The 15,409-nt window shown below is 74.0% G+C and carries 10 protein-coding genes and 2 pseudogenes; 4 read left to right on the top strand and 8 right to left on the bottom strand.

Annotated elements, in window-relative coordinates; genetic code table 11:
* Window positions 1-51: 51 nt before the first annotated feature.
* Window positions 52-4,704, top strand: coding sequence for a CHAT domain-containing protein (locus tag ACFTWP_RS16960; RefSeq protein ID WP_380265328.1), 4,653 nt, complete (start codon window positions 52-54; stop codon window positions 4,702-4,704).
* A gap of 72 nt (window positions 4,705-4,776) precedes the next feature.
* On the opposite strand, the gene ACFTWP_RS16955 is transcribed toward ACFTWP_RS16960, so the two are convergent.
* The 3 genes from ACFTWP_RS16955 to ACFTWP_RS16945 all read right to left on the bottom strand — a co-directional run bounded on the left by ACFTWP_RS16955 (window position 4,777) and on the right by ACFTWP_RS16945 (window position 6,514).
* Window positions 4,777-5,370 carry a DUF4291 domain-containing protein gene (locus ACFTWP_RS16955; RefSeq protein WP_380265327.1) on the bottom strand — a complete coding sequence of 198 codons (594 nt, stop codon included), beginning with the start codon at window positions 5,368-5,370 and terminating at the stop codon, window positions 4,777-4,779.
* A 122-nt stretch (window positions 5,371-5,492) separates the two neighbouring features.
* Entirely contained in the window at window positions 5,493-5,912 is a 420-nt protein-coding gene (locus ACFTWP_RS16950; protein WP_380265326.1) for a hypothetical protein, read from the bottom strand.
* Window positions 5,913-6,091: 179 nt separating this feature from the next.
* The gene (locus ACFTWP_RS16945) at window positions 6,092-6,514 is read right to left on the bottom strand and encodes a MarR family winged helix-turn-helix transcriptional regulator (protein ID WP_380265325.1); all 423 of its coding nucleotides are present in this window, start codon (window positions 6,512-6,514) and stop codon (window positions 6,092-6,094) included.
* Window positions 6,515-6,626: 112 nt separating this feature from the next.
* Here ACFTWP_RS16945 and ACFTWP_RS16940 point away from each other — a divergent pair, with 112 nt between their 5' ends.
* The 3 genes and pseudogenes from ACFTWP_RS16940 to ACFTWP_RS16930 all read left to right on the top strand — a co-directional run.
* Window positions 6,627-7,445, top strand: coding sequence for an alpha/beta fold hydrolase (locus ACFTWP_RS16940; protein ID WP_380265324.1), 819 nt, complete (start codon window positions 6,627-6,629; stop codon window positions 7,443-7,445).
* Window positions 7,446-7,470: 25 nt separating this feature from the next.
* Window positions 7,471-8,244, top strand: a pseudogene (locus ACFTWP_RS16935) (ATP-binding cassette domain-containing protein); the annotation flags it as partial.
* A gap of 222 nt (window positions 8,245-8,466) precedes the next feature.
* Window positions 8,467-9,567: pseudogene (locus ACFTWP_RS16930) on the top strand (SpoIIE family protein phosphatase); the annotation flags it as partial.
* Between the two features lie 106 nt (window positions 9,568-9,673).
* Here the strand turns inward: ACFTWP_RS16930 and ACFTWP_RS16925 are convergent.
* From ACFTWP_RS16925 to ACFTWP_RS16905, 5 genes are all read right to left on the bottom strand, one after another.
* A complete protein-coding gene (locus tag ACFTWP_RS16925; RefSeq protein WP_380265323.1) occupies window positions 9,674-10,159 on the bottom strand; it encodes a hypothetical protein in 486 nt (161 codons plus the stop codon).
* A 183-nt stretch (window positions 10,160-10,342) separates the two neighbouring features.
* The gene (locus ACFTWP_RS16920) at window positions 10,343-12,064 is read right to left on the bottom strand and encodes a dolichyl-phosphate-mannose--protein mannosyltransferase (protein WP_380265322.1); all 1,722 of its coding nucleotides are present in this window, start codon (window positions 12,062-12,064) and stop codon (window positions 10,343-10,345) included.
* An 85-nt stretch (window positions 12,065-12,149) separates the two neighbouring features.
* Window positions 12,150-12,554: a hypothetical protein gene (locus ACFTWP_RS16915; protein WP_380265321.1), complete on the bottom strand. Its 405-nt coding sequence runs from the start codon at window positions 12,552-12,554 to the stop codon at window positions 12,150-12,152.
* 11 nt (window positions 12,555-12,565) lie between these two features.
* A complete protein-coding gene (locus ACFTWP_RS16910; protein WP_380265319.1) occupies window positions 12,566-13,075 on the bottom strand; it encodes a SigE family RNA polymerase sigma factor in 510 nt (169 codons plus the stop codon).
* A gap of 302 nt (window positions 13,076-13,377) precedes the next feature.
* The gene (locus tag ACFTWP_RS16905; RefSeq protein ID WP_380265318.1) at window positions 13,378-14,955 is read right to left on the bottom strand and encodes a CBM35 domain-containing protein; all 1,578 of its coding nucleotides are present in this window, start codon (window positions 14,953-14,955) and stop codon (window positions 13,378-13,380) included.
* Between the last annotated feature and the right edge of the window lie 454 nt (window positions 14,956-15,409).

Raw genomic sequence — 15,409 nt, 5'->3', positions numbered from 1 at the left:
CTGAGGCGGCGCACGAAGAAGGGGCGCCCGCGACCGGGGGCCGTGGTCGCGATGCCGGCGGCCTCGAACGAGCACGGGGCCGAGCTGCACGCGTTCGTCCACGGCCTCTACGAGGCCACCAGCTGGGTCGAGACGCGGCGGCTGATCCTCGACCACCCGCACCTGGTCGACGCCGAGGCGATCGAACTGTTCGAGCGGTACGAGGGCATCGCCGCCGCGCGGGGCGACGAGGACTCGCGGGCCCGGTTCGTCGACCACCGGCGGCTGCTGCAGGGCACGATCGACGCGGACGTGGACATCGCGCTCGGCGACGCCACGCCCGTCAAGGACGAGGCCGGGTTCGACGCCGACACCGACTGGTACCGCGACCTCCTGAACGAGATGCTCGCGCTGCCCCGGTGGATCGAGCGACGCTGGATGATGGAGGCGCGGCCGTACCTGCTGCACGGCGTGGTCGCCGGGATCGCCGAGGTGCTGATCGAGGGCGAGTCCGATCCGGCGGCCGTCCACCGGCTGCGCGTCGTCGCGCGGTTGCTGCGGCGGGCCGAGGAGACCGACCCCGCCCGCGCCGTGCTGGAGCAGGTGGCCCGCGACCTCTTCTCCCACGGTCCCGCGCACGACGACGCGACGATCGCGTCGGCCGTCGCCGGCTACATCCCGCTGGTCGAGGAGGGCGCCGACGCGGTGCTCGCCGAACTGGTCGACGAGATCGTGGACGTCGACGAGCGGCGCCGGGCCGAGGGCTGGCTGCAGGCCCTGCGCAGGTTCCGCGCCGAGGGGAACCAGGTGCTCGGGCGCGACCAGGTGCTCGCGCTGCAGGCGGTCGACCTGCTCGACGAACTGCAGGACATGTCGGCGGTCGACGACATCGTCGCGCTGATCACCGAGCACCCGGTCCTGCTGGAGAAGGCGGTGCGCGAGCACGTGCACACGTCCCTGCGGGGGGAGACGCCCGACGCCCGGCTCCGCTGGCAGTTCGTCGGGCGGCTGCTCGACCGGGCCGCGGAGATCGGCCCGGTACGGGCCCTGCAGGAGATCGCCGCCCGCGACCGGTACGAGGCGATGACGGCACTGGACGCGTTCGTGCACGCGCGGTCGGAGGCGGAGGAGGAGGTGCTGTTCGTCGGCTTCCCCGGCCTGCGCTCCGACGTCGTCCACACGGCGCTGGCGGAGATGCTGGACGACGACCCCAACGGGCAGAAGCGGTGGCGGGCGGAACGGCTCGACGCCTTCCGGGCGGGCCATCGAATGGCGGACTACCGGATGTGGGAGGGCAGTTCGCTCAGCGACCGCGCATTCCAGCACCTGGTCCGGCACCTTCAGGCGGAGGTGGAGCAGAGGTCGCCGGACGACGGCATGCGCCTGGTCGGCCTCCTGGAAGTCATCGTGCGACTCGCCCCGGCCGGGGCCCCGCCCCGGGCGCTCGAAGCGATGCGGGCCCTGCTGATCTCCGGCTACATGCACGCGTTCGACTCGCCCTACCGGGAGTTCGCGCTGGACCGGGCCGTGGAACTGCACCGGACCGTGGTCGACGGCAGCCCGGACACGGATCTCGCGATGGTGCACCGCAGCCTCGCGACAGTCCTCGACCGGCGGGCCGCCCACCGGGAGGGGGACGGCCGCGACCGGGCGGAGGCGGTGGCGGCCATGCGCCGGGCGATCGAGCTGACCTCCGATCCCGACCGGCGCGGCCACTGGCTGCTCGACCTGGTCGACATCGCCACCTCCGGCCAGGCGGCCGGCTACCGTCCCGCGGCGGTGCGCGAGGCACACGCGGCGCTGGACGAGGTCTCGGCCGTCGACCCGGACGCGTACGTCCTCTTCACCTGGCGCCTCCTGGTGTACTCCGTACGGTTCGGCGATCCCGCCGAGGTGGCGGACGCGGTGGCGAGGGCCGAGGCGATGCCCGGTCGGAGCGGCGACCGGCTGTCGCTGTTCCACGCCGTCGTCGACGCGTACCAGCGGCACCCGACCGAGGACCTCTGGCTGCTGGTGGAGCGGGTGGCCGCCTCGGCCGAGGCCATCGCCGAACAGGCCGACGACCAGGACGCGCGGCACCTGCGGTCGGCCCGGGTGCGGATGCTGCTGAGCCGGGCCGCGAGGGTGCCGGACCGGGCGGCGGTCGACCGGGCGCTCGCCCTGACGGCGCACGTCGAGGCCGATGCGCAGCACGACCTCCTGGCCGACCGGGCGCACGCCCTCATGTTCCACGTGAGCAGCGGCGACGGCACCGCGGCCGACCTCGACGAGGCGGTCGGCCTGCTGCGCGCCGCCCACCGGACCGAACCCGGGCACGGCAGCCTGCTGGCCGAGGCGCTCATGATGCAGCACGAGCTGACCGGAGAGCTGGAGCTGCTCGACGAGGCGATCCGGGTCACCGACCGGTCCTCCACGCGGGCGGGCCGGCCGCTGGTGACCCGCAACAGCCTCGCCGTCCTCTACCGCCGGCGGTTCCACCACACCGGCCAGCTCGCCGACCTGGAGAGCGCGATCGCTCTCCTGGAGGAGGTGATCGGCTCGGAGGAGGGAAGCCACGCGCACACCCAGGCGGTCGGCACACTGGGGACCGTCCATCAGGACCGCTTCGACACCACCGGTGACCCCGCCGACCTGGACACCGCGATCCGGCTCCTCCGCACCGGCCGTCAGCAGGCCCTGGCGGGGGCGAGCACGCTGCCGAGCCTCCTCACCAACCTGGGCACGGCCCTGGCCACCCGCGCCATCGACCGCGACCACGGCGACGAGGACCTCCCGGAGGCCCTGGAGGCGGCCGGACTCGCGGTCGCGCTCACCCCCGCGGGGTCGTCACGACTGGCGCGCCGGCTGGTGAACCTGGCGAACGTGGAGCAGGCGGTGGCGGCGCACCGCCGCGACGCCGGGTACGCGCGGTCCGCGGGTGCCCATGTCCGCCGCGCCCTCGACCTGATCGGCCCGGACTCGCCGTTCCGGCTCCGCTACCAGGCCGACCTGGCCCGGAACCTCCTCCTGCTGTCCGATCTCACCGGTGACGAGGCGGCCGGTGAGGCGGCGCTCGCCCAGGCACGGCAGGCCCTCCGGTACGGGCCCGGGTGGTCACCCCAGATCGTCGTCCGGCTCGCCGGGACGGTCGGCCGGCAACTGGCCGCCCGCTCGCGCTGGGCGGAGGCGGCGGAGGCCTTCGCTCTCGGGGCCACCGCGCGCCGACTCCTCGTGCAGGGACAGCCGCTGCGGCGGCAACGGGAGGCGTGGCTGCGGAGGGACGGCGATCTGCCCCTGCTCGCCGCGTACGCGACCGCCCGCGCCGGCGACCCGGCACGGGCGGTGGAACTGGTGGAGAGCGCCCGCGCCACGGAGCTGACCAGGGTGCTCGACCTGCGGCCCCGGCAACTGGCACTGGCCGAGAGCCGCGGTCACGACGAGTTGGTCAGACGCTGGAACCGGCTGACGCTGAGGCTGAACCGGCTGGGTACCGAGCGGTCCGGCACCCCGGGGGCGGTGCTCAGCTCCGACGGCTGGCAGGTGCCGGCCCTGGTACGCGAACTGGAGGAGGTGGGCGCCGAGCTCGAACGTGCCGGCGCCGCCCGATCGGTGGAACGCGACCTCGCCGGAGGCTTCGTCCAGGTGCATCTGCTCGTCACCGAGTGGAGCGGTCTCGCCCTGGTCGTCCGCGGCGCCGGCGACGTGACGGACGTCGACGCGGTGCCGTTGCCGGACCTGACCGAGGCCTGGGTCGCGGGCGCCGCCACGGCCCTGAGCCGAGCTCCCGCGACGAGGGTCGGCGACCTGCTGCCCTCGCTCCTCGCCGAGTTGGGTCGCCGCGTCACGGGTCCGGTGACGGACGCGGTGGCCGGTGACGGCCGGCCGGTGGTGTTCCTGGCCGGCGGGCGGCTGGGACTGCTGCCGCTGCACGCGGCAGGTCTGCCCGGCCGGCCCGGGGTGGCCGGGCTCGACGTCGCCGACATCCGCTACGCGCCCAACGCGCGGGTGCTGGCGGCGGCCGCCACCGCGGCCCACGGGCGGACCGACGACGAAGCACTGGCGGTCGGCGGCCAGGGCGGCGCGCCGCGACTGCGGCACGCGGCCGTCGAGGCGCGACTCGCGTCCGCCGCGCTCGGCCGCGGCCGGGTGCTGGACGGCGCCGACGCCCGCACCGGAGGGGCGCGCGATGCGCTGCTCGCCGCACTCGGCCGCGGGGCGATCGTCCACTTCGCCGGCCACGCCCGGGCGGTTCCGGAGGATCCCCTCGCCGGCTCCCTGATCCTGGCCGCCGGCGATTCCCTCACCATGGCAGAGCTTCTGGGACGGCACCTGCGGGCCCGCCTCGTCGTCATGTCCGCCTGCCGGACGGGTGTCGTGGGGAGGGACATGCCGGACGAGGTCGTCGGCTTCCCGGCCGCACTGCTCCAGGCGGGGGTGGCCGGGGTGATCGCCACGTTGTGGCCGGTGCCCGACGACGCCTGCCTGATCCTGATGCTCAGGTTCTACGAAGGGCTGCGCTCCGGCATCGCTCCGCCCGAGGCGTTGAGGGGCGCCCAACGGTGGTTGCGCGACGTCACGGCGGCACGGATCCGGGCCCACATCGCCGGGGCGCGTCAGGCGGGGGCCGCGTGGCCTCCGGCGGACGTGCTGGACGGATGCTTCGAGGTCGTCGCCTTCCACGAGCCCGACGAACGTCCGTTCGGCGCGCCGGAGCATTGGGCCGGCTTCGTGTACATCGGAGTCTGAGCCCGGTGCCGGACAGGTCTGCAGGCAGCCGCCCCCGGCCACCGGTACCCGCGCGACGGAGGCGGGACGGTGTCAACCGCGCAGGTGGGCGAGCAGGGTGTCGCTCGCGGGATAGGGGCGCTCCGCGGGGAGGAGCTGCTGTGCTGCGTCCAGAGCCCCGTCCCTGACGTGGGCGTGGACCTCGTGCGCGAGCGTGGTGACGTCGCTGATCGAGACGACCCACTCATCCGCGTAGCGCTCGGCGGCCTCGCCGGCGAGGCCCAGCTGCAGGGAGCGGTGGGCCAGCGGCCGCAGGTGCACATCGCGTTCGGGGTCCCACTGCACCCGGGCCGGAGCTCGCTTCAGTCGGCGCTTCCAGGCGGCGCGGTCGGGGTACAGCCCGTGTGCGTAGTGCGCCGGGCAGGCGTTTTCCAGGGCCCACTCGAAGCCCTCGCGGGTGATCTCGATCGCGAGGACGGTCTCCTGCCCTTCCTTGGTCGCCCATCCGCAGCGATACATCATCCAGAGGAAGGACGGCTTGATCCACGTCATTCGGTCCCGCTTCCAGGCCGCGGGAAAGCGGCCGTCGAGTGCTGCGGGCCGGCCGATCTCCGGCGAGTACGCCTGGTAGACCGTCACTGTGGCGTCCGTATGGAGGGCGCGGATCTGATGCTTGGCTTCTGACACGGTGACCAGGGTCGACGCCGGGCGCGCTCCGCGCCATCGAATTACCGGAAGGGCGGCAGCCCGGACGAGGTCGTGGCGGGCTCTCCCGCCCGCCGTGGCCGGCCCGGCTCGTTCGGTCGGTGCTACGGGAGGGCGGGAGGAGGTGTCGCCCGTGCGGCGGGCACCAGGCGGTCGAACCTGTCGATCATCGTCTGGGCGTCGTCGGAGCTGCTCCAGAACGGGCGGCCGGCGACCTCGGAGAGGGCGCGGCCCAGCGCCGGGCTGTAGACACCGCGGATCCGGAGGTTCTCCAGTCGGTCCGTGCGCATCACCACCGCTATCCAGCGGTTGAAGCGGCCGCGGTGACGCCCCACCACGTACAGCCGTTCACTCCAGTCCCAGTGCTGGGGCACCACCCAGACCTTGGCGCCCGGGGAGAAGTGCTTCGTCCCGCGTCGCACTTCCAGTCCGCCGTGGCCCTGAACGGTGTGCTGGACGATGTTGGCGGCGATGCCGACGCCCAGCAACGCGGGGTCGGGTTCTCCTGCTTGTTCCTCCGTCATCCCGACATCATGGACCGCCTGTCCCAGCGGGGCATCCGAGTTCTGCGGCCCGCCCGCCCTGCCCGGCCCGCCCGCCCTGACCGGCCCGCTCTCCCCGTCCGGGCCGGCCGGCGTTCGGTTGGTGGCGCCACCTCGCTCGGGCCGTCAACTCCTGCCGACGGTCACCGCCGACCGTCCCTTCAGCCGGTCGCCAGGTCGAGGCCGATGCGGTCGAGCAGGCCGAGGAGGGCGGCGCGTTCGTCCTCGGTGAGCGGGGCGAAGGAGGTGTCCAGGACCTCGGCGGCCACGACCTGCCCGGCGGCGAGGACGCGCTCGCCGGCGGGGGTGAGGTGGTGCTCGATCCGCCGGCCGTGACCCGGGAGCCGTTCGATCAGGTGCTGGGCGGCGAGTCGGTTGGCGAGGGTGCCGAAGGCCTGGTCGCCCTGGAAGGTCGCCACGGCGAGTTCGTGCCCGGAGGCGCCGGGCGCGCGGGCGATCGCCCGCAGGGCGTCCCACTGGGCCAGTGTGGTGCCGACGCCGGCCAGCCGGGTGTCCAGGGCGCGGTGGTGGCGGTACTGCGCCTGCTTGACGGCGCGGCCCAGGGTTTCGAGGTCTACAGCCATGGGCCGATCCTAACCCATGTATCTATGGTTGCGTATATACGTATATGTAGTTACCGTGGGAAGGGAAGCCCGGCGCACCGGCCGAGCCCTCCCGACCGAAAGCGGCCACCCCATGACCCCGACCACCCCCACGCCGACCACCCCGGCCCCGGCAGCCCCGGCCCGCCGGCCGGGCCCCGGCCTCGACGCCGAGCCCGCCGGGGCCGGCACCGGGCGGACGGCGCTCGTCCTGCACGGAGGCGGCGGCCCCCGGACGGTCGACGGGCTCGCCCGCCACCTCGCGGGCACGATGCGCGCCCTCACCCCGACCCACCCCGGCTGGGACGGCACCGCCCGCTCCGCCGCCGTCCGCACCGTCGCGGATCTCGCCGACGCCTACCTCGGCCTCCTCGCCGACGACGACGTGCACGGGGCCGTCGTCGTCGGATCGTCCATCGGCGGCTGGATCGCCCTGGAAGCGGCCCTGCGGGATGCCGACGGGCGGATCGGTGCCCTGGTGCTCGTCAACTCGGTCGGTGTCCTGGTCGAGGGCGAGCCGATCCGTGACGTCTCCGCCCTCGACCCGCGCGGCATCGCCGAACACGCCTTCCACGACCCCGGCCGCTTCGCCGTCGACCCGGCGAGCCTGACCCGCGCCCAGGTCGCCGTCCAGCAGGCGAACGCCGCCACGCTTCGCGACCTCGCCGGCGACCCGTACATGCACGACCCCGGCCTGCTGGCCAGGCTCGGCGCGCTCCGCGTTCCGACCCTCGTCCTGTGGGGAGCCGCCGACCGCATCGTCACGCCCCACTACGGGCGGCGGCTCGCCGCGGCGATCCCGGACGCCCGGTTCGTGCTGCTGGCGGAGGCCGGCCACCTGCCACAGATCGAGCGGCCCGACGCCACCTTCGACGCGATCGACGCCTTCCTCCGGACGGCCGGGCGCAGCTGACCACCGAGGGTCCCCTCCCGCGGCGGTGCACGGGGAGGCACCGTGTTCCGCCCGCCAGGTCCGGTGCCCGGCGCGCCGCTCGGAACCCCGGTCGTCGTCGGGCAGCCGCCGCTCTCCTGCTGCGACCGGGCCCAGGCGCACGGGATACCACCGAACGGGGCAGTCTCCCGTGTGTCGGCGGCGCTGCCTGCGCCATCGGCATCAGGGTGGAAAACCCGTGCCCCAGGTGCCCAGGTGCGAGGCGGCAGGACCGGCTGCCACCGGAGGGACCGCGGCGAGTGAGGAGGTCACCCGAGTGACCCAGGTCCCGCTGTTGTCCCTGCGCGGGATCACCAAGCGCTACGGCACCGTCCAGGCCCTCGAATCGGTCGACCTCCAGGTGGACGGCGGCGAGGTGCTCGGCCTGGTCGGCGACAGCGGGGCCGGCAAGAGCACGTTGATCAAGGTCGTCTCCGGCGTCGGCCCGCCGGATGCGGGCACCATCGAGTGGCAGGGCCGCCCGATCGAGCTGCGCCGACCCGTCGACGCCCAACGGCTCGGCATCGCCGCCGTCTACCAGGACCTGCCGCTCGTCGACCGGCTGGACGTGGTCGCCAACCTCTACCTCGGTCGCGAGCTGCGCCGGTTCGGGGTGCTGCGGGAGGTCGAGATGGAGCAGCGGTCCATCGCGCTGCTCGAACGGCTCTCCGTCCGCCTGCCGAGCGTCCGGGTCCCCGTGACGTCGCTCTCCGCCGAGCACCGCCATTCCGTCGCCTTCGCCCGGGCCCTGATCGGCCGGCCCCACCTGGTGGTCCTCGACGAACCGACGGCCGCCCTCCCCCTGGAGCAGACCTCCCTCGTACTCGACCTGATCCGCCGGCTGCGGGACCAGGGCCACGCCGTGATCATGATCAGCCACAACCTGGACGACATCCAGGCCGTCGCCGACCGCATCGCGGTGCTCCGGCTGGGCCGGAACAACGGCGTGTTCGAAACCAGGTACACCAGCCAGGAGCAGCTCACGGCCGCCATCAGCGGCGGCCACCGGCTCGCGGTGACCCTCCAGCAGAGCCTGCTGCCGCACGGCCTTCCGCCCCAGGACGCCGTCGAGGCCGCCCACCGCTACCTCCCCGCGCACGCCGGGGTGGGCGGCGACTGGTTCGACGTGATCCCGCTGTCCGGCGCCCGGGTGGCGCTGGTGGTCGGCGACGTGGTCGGCCACGGCCTGCACGCCGCCGCCACCATGGGCCGGCTGCGCACCGCCGTGCACAACCTCGCCATGCTCGACCTGCCGCCCGACGAACTCCTCACCCACCTCGACGAGGTCGTCAGCAGGATCGACGAGGAGGAGACGGCCGGCGGCCGCGAGGGAGCCGTCATCGGCGCCACCTGCCTGTACGCGATCTACGACCCGGTCTCGTGCCGCTGCCAACTCGCCCGCGCCGGGCACCTGCCGGCCGTCCTGGTCCACCCCGACGGCACGGTCGACATCCCCGACACCCCCGCCGGCCCGCCGCTGGGCCTGCGCGGACTGCCGTTCACCACCATCGAGCTGGACATCCCCGAGGGCAGCCAACTGGTCTTCTACACCGACGGGCTGGTGGAGTCACGGACCCACGACATCGACGTCGGCCTCGACCGGCTGCGCGCCGTCCTCGCCCACCCCTCGCGCACCCCGGAGCAGACCTGCCAGGCCGTGCTGGACGCGATGCTCCCGGCCGACGCGGCCGACGACATCGCCCTGCTGGTCGCGCGCACCCTGGCACTGCCCGCCGACCGGATCGCCGAGTGGAACGTCCCGCCCGAGCCCGCGGCGGTCGCCGCCAGCCGGGCCGCCGCCACCGCCCAGCTGCGCCGCTGGGGCCTGGAGGACCTGGTGCTCGGCACCGAACTGATCCTCAGCGAGCTGATCACCAACGCGATCCGGTACGGCGCCGCCCCGATCAGCGTGCACCTGCTGTACGGACGCGTGCTGATCTGCCAGGTCGCCGACGCCAGCGGCACCTCACCGCGGGTGCGGCTGGCCGCTGCCACCGACGAGGGCGGGCGCGGGCTCTTCATGGTCGGGCAGATCGCCCAGCGCTGGGGGACGCGGTACACCGAGACCGGAAAGATCATCTGGGCCGAGCAGAAGCTGCCCTGACCACCGCACCCGCCACCTCGCGAGCCCGCGACGGGCCTCGTGGGGGTGGCGGATCCGGACGACCGCCGGTGCTGCCGGCCGGGCCGGTGGCCGACGGCGGGGTGGGTCAGCGCGCGCCCAGGGCGCGCAGGGCGGTGCGTTGGGTGAAGGCGAGCAGCGCGACGGTGAGGGCGGCCATGGCCAGGCCGAGGAGCACATGGCCGAGCGTGGAGGTGACCGCGAGGCCGACCGCCTCCAGGACGAAGTGGCTCGCGACCCGCAGCGCGACCAGGGCGACGGCCACCTTGCGGGTGCCCTTGCCGCGCCAGAGCGCCTTGGCGAGCCGCAGGCGCCTGCGCATCAGGGTCAGCGAGACGGTGATGTTGACCGCGGCGAGCACCACCAGGGCCGGCCACGCCTGCGGGAAGGCCTTGATGATGTCGAAGGCGGCGGCCAGCACGCCCTCGAAGCCGAAGAACCACACCGGCAGGGACATCTCGGCGGCGGACAGCGGAGCCTTCGCACCGCCGGCACCGCCGGTGCCGTCCCCGCTGGTCACAGTGGTGTCGGTGTCGGTGTCGACGGCTGTGGCTGTGGCGACTGCGTTGCTCATGACGGTGGGTCCCCCGCGGACGGTCGGTGTCGGGCCGGACGCTGGTCGGCCGGCCCGCCGGACACGATTCTGTCGCCCGTACGAGCGCCCCCACCATGAAGCACCGTCACGACTACGGGATGACAGGTGTCACACGGACACCCCGCCGAGCCGCACGACCCGCTGACGGCGCTCGCCACGGGCTCAGAGCCAGCCGTCGAGCCACAACCGGGCGCGCCAGTCGGCGTACGGGATGGACTGCCCCGTGTAGAGCGGGAGGAAGTGGACGAAGTTCCAGCCGATGAGCAGGACGAGCAGCCCCGCCAGCACCGCCCCCCGGACCCGGCGCCGGTCGCTCGCCCCCGGCGGCCCCGGCAGGGCTCCCAGCATCATCGTCACGGCGAGACTCAGGTACGGCACGAAGGCGACGGCGTAGAAGGAGAAGATCGTACGGTCCTGGTACAGGAACCAGGGCAGGTAGCCGGCCCCCACCCCGCACAGGACGGCGCCGGAGCGCCAGTCGCGTCGAAGCGCCCACCGGTAGAGCAGGTACACCAGCGCGCAGCAGGCCGACCACCACAGGAGCGGTGTTCCCAGGGCGAGGATCGTCTGCGAGCACGCGGTCGCCGCGCGGCAGCCGGCCGTGCCGGGCTCCGCCTGGGCGTAGTGGAACAGCACGGGACGGCCGAGGACCAGCCAGCTCCAGGGGTTCGACTCGTACGGGTGCGGCGTCTGCAGCCCCACGTTGAACCGGTACACCTCGGACTCGTAGTGCCACAGGCTGCGGAGCGCGGCGGGGACCCACGACCAGGTGCCGCCGCGGCCGTCCGCCCAGTGCCGCCCGTAGCCGTGGTCGGACCGGAACCAGCCGGTCCAGGTCGCCAGGTACGTCAGGGCGGCGACCACGGCGAGGGACAGCGCCGACCAGCAGTCCCTGCGCAGCACCGCGCGGTAGGGGTGGCGGGCCCCCGCGGTGCGGCGGGCGCCCGCGTCCCACAGCAGGGTGAGGAGGAGGAAGCCGGCGAGGAAGTACAGACCGTTCCACTTGACCGAGGCCGACAGCCCGAGGAACACGCCGGCCGCGATCCGCCAGGGCCGCGGGCCCGTCCCGGCGCGGTCGCCGGTGCGGCCGTCCGGGCGTGCCGGGCCGTCCCCGTCGACCGGCAGGGCGGCCGCGAGCCGGGCCCGGGTGCGGTCCCGGTCGACGAGCAGGGCCCCGAACGCCGCCAGGGCGAAGACCATGACGACGAGGTCGAGCAGCGCGGTGCGGCTCATCACGAAGTGCAGGCCGTCCACCGCCATCAGTGCCCCGGCGAGGCAGCCCAGCAGGGTCGATCGGAACAGTCGGCGCCCGATGCGGCACAGCATCAGGACCGACAGCGTGCCCAGGGCCGCCGTCATGAAGCGCCAGCCGAAGGGGCCGAGGCCGAACATCCACTCGCCGAGGGCGATCACCCACTTGCCGGCCGGCGGGTGCGCGACGAAGGCCCCCGGGTCGGACAGCGGAACCACCTGGGGGCTGCCCAGGATCTGCGGATCGGCGACCAGGCGGTCCGGCCAACCGCCCTCGTAGCCGAGCCGCAGCAGGGACCAGGCGTCCTTGGCGTAGTACGTCTCGTCGAACACGACCGCCCGCGGACTGCCGAGCCGCCGGAAGCGCGGCAGCCCGGCGAGGAGCGTCACCAGCAGCGGCCAGCCCCAGGGCGACCAGCGTGCCGGCCGCCGCGCCGTCGCCGGGGACAGGCCGAGGGTGTGCCGCAACCGCGACCCGGGGTCGGGAAACGGCGCCGTCAGCCGGTCGTGCACGGAGAGGTGCGGGTGCGCGACGTACCCGACGCGGCGCAGCTGCCGTTCCCAGGGGCCCGGCGGGGGATCGAGCACCTGTCGCGGTGGGGCGGCGGAGGCGGTCGCGTTCTCGGGGATCACGTGGTGGGCCTTGTCCGGGTGGAGGGCGGGACGAGCGTGGGCCGGGTGCCCGGCGGCCGGCGGGGCGCCCCGCCGGCGGGCGATCTCACCCGACCGGACCGCCCGCACCCGGCCGCGGCGCCGGCCGGGTGACCGAGACCCGGCCCGGCCCCGTGACCGGCCCGGGCGTCGACCGGCGGTACGGCGCCGGCGCGCCTTCGGCGGGGGAGGCCGCACGGCCCGGCGAGGTCATGGTCACCGACTCGGCGGAGACGAGGGGACGCGGCCGGGGGCCGGCCGGCTCGCCCCGGGAGAGGGCACTCGGCAGGAGCAGCAGCGCGACGCCGAGGCCGGCGACGGTCAGCACCGACCCGGCGGCCGTCCATGCCGTCCGGGCCCGCTCCCGCGCACGTACGCCGGCGCGCAGGCGGTGCCGGTGGCGGTCCTCATACACCGCGTCCTCCTGCCCCTCGCGCATCATCCGCACCAGCTCCTGCTCGAAGCGATCCATGGTTCCCCTCCTCACTCGACCGGGCTGACCGTCTCGGCCAGCAGCTGCCGCAACCGTGCGACGCCACGGGAGGTGAGCGACCGGGCGGTACCCAGCGGGCACCCCAGCACCTCCGCGACCTGCCCCTCGGGCAGGTCCTGGTAGTAGCGCAGCACCACCGCGGCCCGCTGCCGCGCCGGCAGCAACGCCAGCACGGCCTCCAACCTGGTCCGTTCGTCCGCGTCCGCGGCCTCGTCCGCCCCACCGGGCGGGTCCGGCAGCCGGTCGGCGGGCTGCTCGCCCCACCAGCGGCGCCGTGCCGAGCGGGCCGCGGCGCGGGCCAGGATCGTGCGCACGTACGCCTCCGGTGCCTGCTCGGCCACCTTCGGCCAGGCGAGCCACAGCTTGACGAGCGCCTCCTGGAGCAGGTCCTCGGCCCGGTGCCGGTCCCCGCCGGTGAGCAGCCGCGCCAGGTGGAGCAGCACCGGCCAGCGGGCCGCCACGAAGCGGTCGAACTCGTCGGCCCGCGCCTGCCCCGTCACCCTTGACCCCTTGCCTCCCCGCCGAGCACGCCGGCCCCGGCCGCGGTCCCGCGGCGCCGGGGGCGGCGCGTGCGGTCGACCACGCGCGCCGCACGATCGCGGACGCGTCCCTGTACCCCTGATAAAGACGCTGGACCCCGCCCCGCTATGCACCCCGACCGTGTGTCCTGGGTCACACCGGGCCCGCCGGGGCCGTCCGGGATCACCCTTCTCGTGGCCGGCCGGGCCGCGAGCGTCGCAGTCAACGCCTCCGCGGCCCGGGCGACCGCGGCCGGGAGCGGAAACAGGACCGCCGGGGTCGGCTACGGCGTCACCACGGCGCCGCCGAAGGTCACGACGAGGTGGCCGTCCGAGGCGAACGACCACTTCAGGGCGCCGGTGTACGCGGAGCACCGGGATCCGTTCGTACCGGCCCAGAACTGGTTCGAGCTGTCGGCGTCACCGACGGTCTTGTCGTTCGACCCGCTGCCGCTGCGGCACGACGTGTTGTTCCGGTAGACCGAAGTGCCCTTGTCGAACGAGAAGTTGCGCTCGGCGTTGTCGACGCCGACGTTGTTCGACACCGCGATCGTGCCGGGGTTGCTGTTGTAGGTGAATCCGTGATGGCCGTTGTTGTAGGCGATGCTGCGCCGGACGACGTGGTTGACCGGGATGTCGTCGCCGCCGAGCTTGTAGCCGTTGCGGTCGCCGTTGGCGTTCACGGTGCCGTTGCTGAGGGTGCCGTTGCCGTAGGAGAGCGAGTCCTCGATGGTGACCGGGCCGATGGGACCGGTGTCGGTCTTGGTGTAGAGGTCCCAGCCGTCGTCGATGTTGTTGTGGGAGACGGTGTAGCGGAAGACGTTCCCCGTCCCGACGGTGAGCTTGGCGGCGAAGCCGTCCGCGTCCTCGCCGTCGGCGTCGGCGTTGTCGTGCGACTCCGAGCTCAGGACGAGGTTGTCGGACGGCCACTGGCCCTGGGGGGTGGTGGAGGAGATCCGCGAGATCTGCAGTCCCGAGTCGCGGTTGAAGCGCGTCACCGTGCGCTCGATGACGTTGTTGCTGCCGCCGACGAAGATCCCGTTGTCGCCGGCGCGTTCGACGACGATGCCGTTGATGCGCCAGTACGACGCGTTGAGGGCGAGGCCGCGGTTCGCCGGGTCCTCGGTCTGTGCCGCGAAGTTGAGCACCGGGGTCTCGCCGGGGTAGGCCGACAGCGTGGTGCGGGCACTGGACGTGCCGTTCCTGCCCTCGGGGATGGTGACGGTCTGTGCGTAGGAGTACGTCCCGCCGCGCAGGTAGATCGTCCCACCGGGGGTGACGCGGCTGATCGCCGAGGTGAGCGTGGTCGGGGCGGACTGCGTCCCGGCCGCGCCGTCGCTGCCGCCCGGCGCGACGTAGAGCGCGCTGCCCGACGGCGGCGGCGTGGTGGTGTCCGCCACCTCGACGTCGAGGTAGTCGATGTTCGGCAGGCCGGCGGCGGTGGTCGGGGTGAAGCGGATGGTGTTGCTGCCCGCGGTCACCGCAACGGTGAGCGTCTTCGTCACCCACGTGCCCCAGGTGCCGGTGCTCTCGAACGAGACCGTCGAGGCCGCCGATCCGTTCACGGTGAGGCCTGCGGGCCGGGCGGTGGTCGTCCCGTTGCCGAAGCGGACCTTCAGCGTGGCGGTGCCTGCGGCGGGGGCGTTCACGGTGAACTGGACGACGCCGCTGACGGCGTTGGTGCCGTTGCAGAACCCGCTGCCGGAGTAGCCGGCCCAGTCGGAGTCGACGGTCCCGGCGCAGGTGGCGGGGGAGCTCTCGGCCTCGTAGCGGGTGGTGGACGCGGCCTGCGCCGTGCCGGACAGCGTGACGAGGGCGCCGGCCAGGAGGCTTGCGGACGCGATCAATGCCCTGAGTTGCATCTGTCGTCTCCAGATGGGTCGGTTCGTCCGGCCGGGGTGGTCGGCGGGACGAGCGGTGGGGGAGCTGCGCGGTGGGGGCGGTCCGATCCGATCCCGCGCTCGGCACGGCCGTGCCGTACGGGGTGGGCGGGGAGCGGCGCGTGGGGTCGGTGCCGCTGTCGCGGTTCGAGGTGGGGAACGCGACGTGTTCGGATATGTGAACAGTGCGTGCGACCCGAATGTCACATCCGGGTGGGAAAGGTGCCCTCTCGGACCTTAGGGGGGCTACCGTGCACGCGTCAATAGACGTGTATCTGATTGTTGTTCATGTCCGTGAACACTTTGATTCGAGCCGCGGGCACCCCGACGCCCCTGCCCGAGCGCTCCGCGGCCGGACACGGACAAGCCCCGGCCGGATCACCGGCCGGGGCTTCCTCTCCCGGGACTTCGCACGCATGACGGCCGTACAGCCTGC

It is taken from the genome of Kitasatospora sp. NPDC057015 (assembly GCF_042673745.1).
Lineage (GTDB): Bacteria > Actinomycetota > Actinomycetes > Streptomycetales > Streptomycetaceae > Kitasatospora.
Note: the sequence above shows the minus strand (reverse complement) of the source record. Positions and strands in the feature narration are given on the sequence as shown.